Origin of the sequence: Paraburkholderia sp. RL17-381-BIF-C, assembly GCF_046026435.1 — a bacterium.
Taxonomy (GTDB): Bacteria; Pseudomonadota; Gammaproteobacteria; order Burkholderiales; family Burkholderiaceae; genus Paraburkholderia.
The window spans coordinates 1-9,589 of the sequence record NZ_JARESX010000136.1; the positions used below are offsets into that span (position 1 = coordinate 1).

Annotated in this window: 9 protein-coding genes and 1 pseudogene; 2 read left to right on the forward strand and 8 right to left on the reverse strand. The window is 63.3% G+C overall.

Annotation, left to right across the window (positions count from 1 at the left end; translation table 11 throughout):
• From P0D70_RS35655 to P0D70_RS35675, 5 genes and pseudogenes are all read right to left on the reverse strand, one after another.
• Window positions 1-387: pseudogene (locus P0D70_RS35655) on the reverse strand (electron transfer flavoprotein subunit alpha/FixB family protein); the annotation flags it as partial.
• Window positions 388-401: 14 nt separating this feature from the next.
• The gene (locus P0D70_RS35660) at window positions 402-1,151 is read right to left on the reverse strand and encodes an electron transfer flavoprotein subunit beta/FixA family protein (RefSeq protein WP_091800131.1); all 750 of its coding nucleotides are present in this window, start codon (window positions 1,149-1,151) and stop codon (window positions 402-404) included.
• Window positions 1,152-1,388: 237 nt separating this feature from the next.
• Window positions 1,389-2,186, reverse strand: a complete 798-nt coding sequence (locus P0D70_RS35665; protein ID WP_091800127.1) for a MetQ/NlpA family ABC transporter substrate-binding protein — start codon at window positions 2,184-2,186, stop codon at window positions 1,389-1,391.
• Between the two features lie 35 nt (window positions 2,187-2,221).
• Window positions 2,222-2,875 carry a methionine ABC transporter permease gene (locus P0D70_RS35670; protein WP_091800124.1) on the reverse strand — a complete coding sequence of 218 codons (654 nt, stop codon included), beginning with the start codon at window positions 2,873-2,875 and terminating at the stop codon, window positions 2,222-2,224.
• Window positions 2,865-3,899: a methionine ABC transporter ATP-binding protein gene (locus P0D70_RS35675; protein ID WP_091800121.1), complete on the reverse strand. Its 1,035-nt coding sequence runs from the start codon at window positions 3,897-3,899 to the stop codon at window positions 2,865-2,867. The genes P0D70_RS35670 and P0D70_RS35675 overlap by 11 nt, the downstream gene beginning before the upstream one ends.
• A gap of 240 nt (window positions 3,900-4,139) precedes the next feature.
• Here P0D70_RS35675 and P0D70_RS35680 point away from each other — a divergent pair, with 240 nt between their 5' ends.
• On the forward strand, window positions 4,140-5,045 hold the full coding sequence (locus P0D70_RS35680) for an alpha/beta hydrolase (RefSeq protein ID WP_408187976.1): 906 nt from the start codon (window positions 4,140-4,142) through the stop codon (window positions 5,043-5,045).
• 9 nt (window positions 5,046-5,054) lie between these two features.
• On the opposite strand, the gene P0D70_RS35685 is transcribed toward P0D70_RS35680, so the two are convergent.
• Both P0D70_RS35685 and P0D70_RS35690 read right to left on the reverse strand, forming a co-directional pair.
• Window positions 5,055-5,864 carry an enoyl-CoA hydratase gene (locus tag P0D70_RS35685; protein WP_408187977.1) on the reverse strand — a complete coding sequence of 270 codons (810 nt, stop codon included), beginning with the start codon at window positions 5,862-5,864 and terminating at the stop codon, window positions 5,055-5,057.
• A 46-nt stretch (window positions 5,865-5,910) separates the two neighbouring features.
• On the reverse strand, window positions 5,911-6,834 hold the full coding sequence (locus tag P0D70_RS35690) for a histone deacetylase family protein (protein WP_091800112.1): 924 nt from the start codon (window positions 6,832-6,834) through the stop codon (window positions 5,911-5,913).
• Between the two features lie 289 nt (window positions 6,835-7,123).
• Here P0D70_RS35690 and mltB point away from each other — a divergent pair, with 289 nt between their 5' ends.
• Entirely contained in the window at window positions 7,124-8,272 is a 1,149-nt protein-coding gene (gene mltB, locus P0D70_RS35695) for a lytic murein transglycosylase B (protein WP_091801093.1), read from the forward strand.
• 108 nt (window positions 8,273-8,380) lie between these two features.
• On the opposite strand, the gene cysM is transcribed toward mltB, so the two are convergent.
• Window positions 8,381-9,283, reverse strand: a complete 903-nt coding sequence (gene cysM / locus P0D70_RS35700; RefSeq protein ID WP_091800109.1) for a cysteine synthase CysM — start codon at window positions 9,281-9,283, stop codon at window positions 8,381-8,383.
• Between the last annotated feature and the right edge of the window lie 306 nt (window positions 9,284-9,589).

Below are 9,589 nucleotides of genomic sequence, written 5' to 3' on the forward strand. Positions count from 1 at the left end.
AGCGTAGATCGGGCGCTCGAACGTGTCAGCGCTGTCCACTGCGGTAATGTCGCTGATCTGCGCGACATCGAGCTTTGCGGCGATACGCGGCGCGATGTTCTTGCCGTACGCCGTTGCCGGCGCAAGGATGTGCGTGTAGTCCTTCGCGATGTTCAGCACCGTCGCTTCGACGTTTTCTGCAAGGCCCGCTTCGAGTTGCGGCGCGTCGGCGAGCAGGACCTTCGAAACGCCTGCAATCTTCGCTGCCGCATCGGCTGCGGCCTGCGCGTTGTGCCCTGCCACCAGCACGTGAATATCCCCGCCAATCTTCTGTGCCGCTGCGATCGTGTTCAGCGTCGCGGCCTTGATCGACGCGTTGTCGTGTTCTGCAATTACCAGATTTGTCATTTGCTCTGTCTCCCTCACAGCACCTTGGCTTCGGTCTTCAGCTTCTCGACCAGCGTCTTCACATCCGGCACCTTCACACCGGCGGAGCGCTTCGGCGGCTCGACAACCTTCAGCGTCTTCAGGCGCGGCGTGACGTCGACACCCAGGTCTTCCGGCTTGATCGTTTCCAGCGGCTTCTTCTTCGCCTTCATGATGTTCGGCAGCGTCACGTAGCGCGGCTCGTTCAGGCGCAGGTCCGTCGTGATGACTGCGGGCAGCGTCAGCGACAGCGTTTCAGCGCCACCGTCCACTTCACGCGACACAGTAGCCTTGCCGTCGGCGACGACAACCTTCGAGGCAAACGTCGCCTGCGGCAGCCCAGCCAAAGCAGCCAGCATCTGGCCGGTCTGGTTCGAATCGTCGTCGATAGCCTGCTTACCGAGAATGACAAGCTGCGGCTGTTCCTTATCGACCAGCGCCTTCAACAGCTTGGCCACGGCCAGCGGCTGCAGCTCTTCGGAAGATTCGATCAGGATCGCGCGATCCGCGCCGATCGCCAGCGCCGTGCGCAGCGTTTCCTGCGACTGCGTCACACCCGCCGACACGGCGATCACTTCAGTCGCCACGCCCGCTTCACGCAGACGCACCGCTTCTTCAACCGCGATTTCGTCGAACGGATTCATCGACATCTTCACGTTCGCGATGTCGACGCCCGTGCCGTCCGATTTGACTCGAACTTTCACGTTGTAATCGACCACTCTCTTGACTGGCACCAGGATTTTCATGCACACGCTCCAAAGTTACGAATACGTCAACCCAACGAACATTATAACGACTGCCCTCACGGCAGCCCTGTCGCGGGCGCTCTAGCAGGAGGATATCGCTCCTCAGCGGCGTGACGGCAATATCGAACGATCGTTCTATTTTAATCTCGAAAAAACCCGGGCGACAACCCCGGGTTCCGACTTACGACTCTAATTTTGCATTGCCGTCGTATCTTGCTTGCTCTGCAGGCCGCCGGCTCACCAGGCGGTGATCACGGCCCCGCCGAATTTGCTTTCAACAAACTGCTTCACTTCCGGCGAATGATACGCCGCGACCAGCTTGGCGACCCACGGCTTATTCTTGTCCGCCTCGCGAATCGCGATGATGTTCACGTAAGGCCCCTTCGGATCTTCAATCGCGATGGCGTCCTGCTTGGGCTTCAGACCCGCTTCCATCGCGAAGTTCGTGTTGATCGCGGCCGCGTCCACGTCGTTCAGCGAGCGCGGAATTTGCGCGGCGTCGAGTTCGACGATCTTCAGCTTCTTCGGGTTCTCGACGATATCGAGCGGCGTCGCCTTCAGGCCCGCGTCGGCGCGCAGCTTCAGCAAGCCCTGCTTTTGCAGCAACAGCAGCGCGCGGCCGCCGTTGGTCGGATCGTTCGGCACAGCGATCTTCGCGCCCGGCTGCAGTTCGGCCAGCGTCTTCACTTTCTTCGAATAGATGCCCATCGGGTACGTCACCGTATCGGCGATGCGGATCAGCTTGTAGCCGCGATCCTTCACCTGCGCCTCGAGATACGGGTCGTGCTGGTAGCTGTTCGCGTCCAGATCGCCGCCTGCGAGCGCGGCGTTCGGCTGCACGTAATCCGAGAATTCGACGATCTTGATGTTCAGACCGTTCTTCGCCGCGACGGTCTTCACGACTTCCATGATCTGCGCGTGCGGGCCGCCGGTGACGCCGACCTTGATCGAATCTTCAGCGCGAGCCGCGCCGGCAGCGAACAGGGACGTGGCGCCGAGCACGGCAGCCAGTTTGAGAATGAAACGACGTTGCATGATGGACCTTTCCAAACCTATTCGAAATTGTTGTTTTACTTATGGCTCAAACGACGCACGAGCCAATCCCCGAACGACTGCACCAACTGCACGAAGACGATCAGAATCACCACGACCGTCAACATCACTTCCGGCAGGAAACGCTGATACCCGTAGCGAATGCCGAGATCGCCGAGACCGCCGCCGCCGATCGCGCCGGCCATCGCCGAATAGCCGACCAGCGAGACGAAAGTGATCGTCAAGCCGGCGACCACGCCCGGCAGCGATTCCGGCAACAACACTTTGAAGACGATCTGGCTGGTGGTCGCGCCCATCGCCTGCGCGGCTTCGATCAGCCCGCGATCCACTTCGCGCAACGCAGTCTCCACCAGACGCGCGATGAACGGCGCGGCGGCGATCGTCAGCGGCACGACGGCGGCCGCGGTTCCGATCGACGAACCCACCACGAGACGCGTGAACGGAATCACGGCGACGAGCAGGATAATGAACGGCGTCGAGCGAACCGCATTCACGATCACGCCCATCACGCGATTCACCGCGATGTTCTGCAGCACGCCCTGGCGATCCGTCAGATACAGCAGCACGCCGAGCGGCAAGCCCACCAAAGCGCCGACCAGTCCGGAAATGCCCACCATGACGAGCGTTTCCCAGAACGACTGGACGAACATGTCCAACATTTCACTCAACATACGACAGCTCCTCCACCACCACACCCTGTTCACGCAGATATGTCAGCGCCTGCGCCACTTTCGCCGGCTCACCGCCCGCGAGCACCGCGAGCGAGCCGAACGCCTGCCCCTGGATCTCGTCGATCTGGCCGTGCAGGATGTTGAAGTCGAGTTCGTAACGGCGAATGGTTTCCGACAGGATCGGCTGATCGACGCCGGAGCCGGTGAACGCGAGTCGCAACAAGTGACCGCTGCCTGTCTTGAGACGCTCGGCGACACGCGCCTTCATGGCGGGCGGCAATTCCTGCGCGATCACGTCGCCGATCAATGCGCGCGTGACTTCGTGATGCGGTTGCAGGAACACGTCGATGACCTTGCCTTCTTCAACCACGCGGCCCGCATCCAGCACGGCGACGCGGTCGCAAACCTGCTTGATCACGTCCATCTGGTGGGTGATCAGCACGATCGTCAGGTTCAGTTCGCGGTTGATGCGCTTGAGCAGGTCGAGAATCGCGCGCGTGGTTTCGGGATCGAGCGCGGAAGTCGCTTCGTCGGAGAGCAGCACTTTCGGCTTGCTCGCCAGCGCCCGCGCGATACCGACGCGCTGCTTCTGACCACCACTGATCTGCGCCGGATAACGATCCTTCTGCGCCGACAGGCCGACCAGGTCGAGTAGCGGCAACACGTTCGCTTCGATTTCATCGCGCTTCATGCCGGCGAGTTCGAGCGGCAGCGCGACGTTTTCGTACACGGTGCGCGACGACAGCAAATTGAAGTGCTGGAAGATCATGCCGATCTCGCGGCGCGCCTCGCGCAATTGCGCGGCGGGCAGCGTCGTCAGGTCGCGGCCGTTGACGACGATATTGCCCTCGCTCGGGCGTGTCAGCAGGTTGAGCGTGCGCACGAGCGTACTCTTGCCCGCGCCGCTGCGGCCGATGATGCCGAACACCTCACCCGCCGGAATCGACAGATTGACGTTGTGCAGCGCCTCGACCCAGCCCCGGGGCCCGGCGAACCGCTGGGAGATATTGCGTATTTCGATCATGGAAAAACGAAACGGCGGAGGTTGTCGGCGAGCGTGATGCGCTCCCGACAAGCGGCCGCCGTTGCTTTTATTGGGATTTGAGCCCGCAATTCTACCGCAGCGCCGACATTCCCTTTAATAATCAATTACGATCTTTTCATAACCTGTTGGAATTAGAGGCCCGCCCGGTGCGAGGTGCTCGCGCGCGCACGGCCGCTGCGACTATGATCGGGCGAAACAAAATCAGGATAAGCGGCAGCCATGGAAACATCTCCAAGCAACACGGTGCAGCCCATCGCGGGCAAGCGGAACAGCGGCGAGCCGCTGCGCTCGTCGGTCACGACCGGCGACGGCGTGGAATTACCGCTGTACCGCTGGCCGGCCGCCGCGCCGACGCGCGCCACCGTGGCGCTGATCCACGGGCTGGCCGAGCACGCCGGGCGTTACGCGGCGCTGGCCGCGCGGCTGAATGCGGCCGGCGTCGAACTGGCGGCGATCGATCTGCGTGGCCACGGCCACGCGCCCGGCAAGCGGGCCTACGTGAAGCGCTTCGACGACTATCTGCTGGACGCGCAAGCTTTGCTCGACGCCGCCGCGCAAAGCTGCGCCCCGCTCTTCCTGATGGGCCACAGCATGGGTGGCGCCGTGGCCGCGCTCTACGCGATCGAGCGCCTCGAAGCGAGCGGCCGGCGCCTGAACGGCCTGATCCTGTCGAGCCCGGCGCTGGCGCCTGGCCGCGACGTGCCGCGCTGGATGCTCAAGCTAAGCCAGGTGATCAGCCGTCTTTATCCGAGCTTCCCGGCGATGAAGATCGACGCCGCGTTGTTATCGCGCCTTCAACCCGTGGTGAACGCCAATCGCAACGATCCGCTCGTGCATCACGGCGCGATTCCCGCGCGCACCGGCGCGGAGCTGTTACTGGCGATGGCGCGCATCGAACGCGGCCGGGCGGGCTTGCGAGTGCCGCTGCTGGTCTATCACGGCACCGCCGACAAGCTCACCGAACCCGAAGGCAGCCGCGAATTCGGCGAGCACGCGGGCTCGCCGGACAAGACGCTCACTCTGCACGAAGGCAGCTATCACGAGACGATGAACGACATCGACCGCGACCGGGTGATCGGGGCGTTGATCGATTGGATCGAAAAACGGCTGGTGGCGAGAGCCTGATCGACGCGGCTAGTCCGCGTCACGCTTCCAGTCGGGCGGGCGTTTGTCGATAAACGCCTGCACACCTTCCAGCGCCGACTCATCCATCATATTGCAGGCCATCGTCTGGCCGGCAAGCTGGTAAGCCGCTTCGATTCCCATTTCCAACTGGCGATAGAAGAGGCCTTTGCCGGCGCTCACGGCTTCGACGGGTTTCGCACAGATGCTGGTGGCAAGCCGTGCGATTTCCGCGTCCAGCGCATCCGCAGGGACGACGCGGTTCACGAGCCCTTCCCGCTTCGCGCCCACGGCGTCGATGAAATCGCCGGTGAGCAGCAATTCGAGCGCGGCCTTGCGCGACAGGTTGCGCGACAGAGGCACGGCAGGCGTCGCGCAGAAGAGCCCGAGGTTCACGCCCGAAACCGCAAAGCGGGCCGTGTCGGCAGCGACCGCCAGATCGCACATCGCGACGAGTTGACAACCAGCCGCAGTCGCGATGCCTTGCACCCGCGCAATCACCGGTTGCGGCAAGCGCTGGATCGTCATCATGAGCTTCGTGCAGCGGGCGAACAGCGCCTGGTAGTACGCCAGCGAAGGCGCCGCGCGCATTTCCTTCAGATCGTGTCCCGCGCAGAACGCCCGGCCCGCGCCGGCGATCACGACCACGCGCGCGTCCGAGCGGCCGATCTCGCTCAATGCCGTCTGCAGGTCGTCGAGCAAGGCTTCGGAGAGCGCGTTAAAGGCATCGGGCCGGTTCATCGTCACACGCACCACGCCCGGCACGCCGTACGCGCCATGTTCGATCTCGATCAGTGACGCGTCGCGCGCATCGGCGTTCATGGCTCGCTCCTCATAGAGTGGATGGCGCTGCGCGCCGCGCGACGGCTCAGATCCCGGCCAGCGAGCGCACGTGGGCGACCACGCTGCGACCCAGCGCGGACAGGTTGTAGCCGCCTTCGAGACAGCTCACGATGCGCCCGCGCGAATAGCGCTTCGCGATTTCGCGCATCTGATCGGTGATCCACGCGTAATCGTCTTCGACAAGGCCCATGTTGCCGAGGTCGTCCTCGCGATGCGCGTCGAAGCCAGCCGAGATGAACACCATCTCCGGCTTGAACTCGTGCAGGCGCGGCAGCCACAGCATGTCCACCGCCTCGCGCACCGCCATGCCTTTCGAACGCGCCGGCATCGGCACGTTGCACATGTTGGGCGCATGGTTGTCGGCACCGGTGAACGGGTAGAAGGGATGCTGGAAGAAGCTGCACATCAGCACGCGCGAGTCGCCCGAAAAGGCCGCCTCGGTGCCGTTGCCGTGATGCACGTCGAAGTCGATGATCGCGACGCGCGAGAGGCCGTGCACTTCGAGCGCATGACGCGCGGCGATCGCGATATTGTTGAAGAAGCAGAAGCCCATGGCGCGCGCCGGTTCGGCGTGGTGGCCGGGCGGCCGGATGCTGCAGAAGGCATTGTCGTAGCGGCCTTCGATCACCGCGTCGGTCGCGGCTACCGCTGCGCCCGCCGCACGCAGCGCGGCTTTCAACGTGTGCGGGTTCATCGTCGTATCGGGATCGATTTCGGCGGTGCCTTCAGCGGGTGAGCGGCTGCGGATGTAATCGACGTGGGCTTGCGTATGCACGCGCAGCAGCGCGGCTTCGTCGGCGAGCGGCGCCAACTCGCGCTCGATCAGCGAATCGATGCGGCTTCCGATCAATTGGTCTTCAATTGCCTGCAGGCGCGCGGGGCATTCGGGATGCCATTGCCCCATATCGTGCAGCAGACAGTCGTGGTGGGAATAAAAGCCAGTTGCCATGATTCTTTTCTGCGGCGACGCGTTTCGAACGCGTGCGGCATGTCTCCATCCAGGGGCGCGCGCCCTCGGCGCGCCAACAGTCATCAAGTTACCACACGATGCGGCTGTGACGCGTCAGGCACAGTTTTGCGGGGAGGCGTCGGGTATACTGCCCCGATCGATTTTTCCCGTCTTCCCTCGTCTCCCGCGCACCGCGCCTTAGCTCACTATGACCGTCAAGCTTGCTCTGTCTGCACGAAACCGGCTACGCATCACGTCCATGGCCGCCGCACTGTCCGTCGCATCGTGCATGATCATGGCAACCAGTCCCGCGATCGCGCAAAGTGCCGGCAAGAAACCATCGGTGCTGCTCGCGCAAGGCCAGCCGCAACCCGCTGTACCTCAAGGGCAAACGTTTGAAGAAGAGATCATCCCGCAGCGCTACGCGAACAACCCCAATGTCGACGCGTTCATCAACGACATGGTGGCGCGTTACGACTTCGACGAGTCCGCGCTGCACGCACTCTTTGCCGGCGTGAGTTATTCGGCGACCGCGGTCAAGCTCGTGACGCCGTCGCCTTCGCCCGCGGTCAAGAACTGGCGCGTGTACCAGGCGCGCTTTCTCGACCAGGTCCGCATCAATGCCGGCGTGCGCTTCTGGCGCGCGAATCAGGCCACGCTGCAACGCGCCTATGAAGAGTTCGGGGTGCCGCCGGAAGTGATCGTCGGCATCATCGGCGTGGAGACGATTTATGGGCGCTTCATGGGCAACTTCCGCGTGCTCGACGCGCTGACCACGCTCAGCTTCGACTATCCGGGCACCGCTAATCGCGCGGACCGCCAGGCGACCTTCCGCAAGAATCTCGAAGACTACCTGGTATGGACGCGCGACTCGCAGATCGATCCGACCACCGTGCTGGGCTCCTACACCGGCGCGATCGGTATTCCGCAGTTCCTGCCGAGCAGCATCGTGCAATACGCGGTGAGCTACGACGGCAACAAGCAGATCGACTTGCGCACGAGCCAGGCGGATGCGATCGGCAGCGTGGCGAATTACCTGCGCCAGAACGGTTGGGAAAACGGCCGGCCAGTAGTGTGGAAGATCGGCTCGGACGCCGGCAGCCTGGGCGTCGCGCAAGCGGCCGCCGACGGCCAGCCGGAGCCGCACTGGCCGCTCGACCAATTGCTGCGCGCCGGCTTGCTGCTGAACGAACCGGGCGTGGACATCGCGTCGGAAGCCGGCACGCCGGTCACGGTGGTGGATCTGCCCTCGCCCGGACGCGGCACCGAGTTCATGCTGGGCTTGAAGAATTTCTACGTGCTGACGCGCTATAACCGCAGCTTCTTCTACGCGCTCGCGGTGTATCAGTTGGGCCAGCGGGTCAAGGCGCAGATGGAAGCAAGCGACGCGACCAACGCCGTCAACAACGCCGCGCCGCCGGTTGCGGCCTCGCAATAGCTGGCGGTGCGGGCGCCGGGTGCGTCCCGCAATGCCACAAGACGAAAAAAAGCGCCGGTCTTCTGAACCGGCGCTTTTTCATTGCGCGAGCGGCTTCAGGCTACGCGCTTACGCAGGAAACACACCCGTCGACAGATAGCGGTCACCGCGGTCGCAAACAATGAACACGATCGTCGCGTTCTCGACCTGCCGTGCGACGCGCAGCGCCACTTCGCACGCGCCGCCCGACGAGATGCCAGCAAAGATGCCTTCCACCGACGCCATACGGCGCGCCATGGCTTCAGCCGCGGCCTGGCTCACATTCTCCACGCGGTCCACCCGGCTACGATCGAAAATCTTCGGCAAATAGGCTTCCGGCCATTTGCGAATGCCCGGAATGCGCGAACCCTCTTCGGGTTGCGCACCGATGATCTCGATAGCCTGGTTCTGCTCTTTCAGATAGGTGGACACGCCCATGATCGTGCCGGTCGTACCCATGGACGACACGAAGTGCGTAATGCGCCCTTCGGTGTCGCGCCAGATTTCCGGGCCGGTGCCTTCGACGTGCGCGGCCGGATTGTCCGGATTGGCGAACTGGTCGAGGATGATGCCCTTGCCTTCCCGCTGCATCTGCTCGGCCAGATCGCGTGCGTACTCCATGCCGCCCGTGACCGGCGTGAGAACGATCTGCGCGCCATACGCGGCCATGCTCTGACGGCGCTCCACCGACAGATCTTCCGGCATGATCAGGACCATTTTGTAGCCACGGATCGCGGCCGCCATGGCAAGCGCAATACCGGTGTTGCCGCTGGTCGATTCGATCAGCGTGTCGCCTGGCTTGATGCGCCCGCGTGCTTCCGCTTTCGCGATCATCGACAACGCCGGACGGTCCTTCACCGAACCCGCGGGGTTGTTGCCCTCGAGCTTCGCAAGGATCACGTTATTGCGGCTGCGGATCTCGTCGTCGGGGAGCCGGACGAGTTGTACGAGCGGCGTATTGCCGATCGTGTCTTCAATCGTTTTGTAAGCCATATTGGTTCTGGTGCTGTCGCCGCGCAAAGTCTCAATCCATCGATTCTAAACCACCGTGCACGCGGCTGCCGTGCGGCCCTTCTGAGCGCATGGATGCAGGCGCCCGTCGGCGCGCCGACGCAGCACAAAAAGCCCGCGGCTGAGAACCGCGGGAGCCAGTCATCTGCATGACAGCTGAAGGAGCGTTCTTGACGACTCCGACCATGAAGGGAAAATCAGGGCGACGCAGCCCCCCCCCCCCGCCAAAACACCCCCCCCCCCCCACCCCCGCGTGGGGAAATTATAAACCCCCCCCGGGGGGTTTTT